1 protein-coding gene is annotated in these 260 nt (G+C 47.7%); it reads left to right on the top strand.

Annotated features, from left to right (window positions below):
• On the top strand, positions 1-260 hold a 260-nt coding region (locus ACTHS3_RS18135; protein WP_440368815.1), incomplete at both ends, for a DUF3458 domain-containing protein.

The following is a 260-nucleotide window of genomic DNA, read 5'->3' as shown; positions in this document are numbered from 1 at the left end:
CATCAATCTTGATCAGTTCGCTTTGTGGTATAGCCAAGCCGGTACGCCGGTTTTAGATGCTCAAGGCCGTCTGAAAGATGGAGCGTTTGAATTGACCATCAAACAAACCATTCCGGCTACGCCCGATATGGCGGACAAGCAGCCGATGATGATTCCTGTCAAAACCGGTTTGTTGAATGAAAAAGGCGAAGCGGTTGAGTTTGAATATCAAGCCAAACGGGTGAAAGAGGCGGTTTTGTTATTGACTGAAGCCGAGCAGA

The organism is Neisseria sp. P0009.S007, assembly GCF_051962515.1.
Note: the sequence above shows the minus strand (reverse complement) of the source record. Positions and strands in the feature narration are given on the sequence as shown.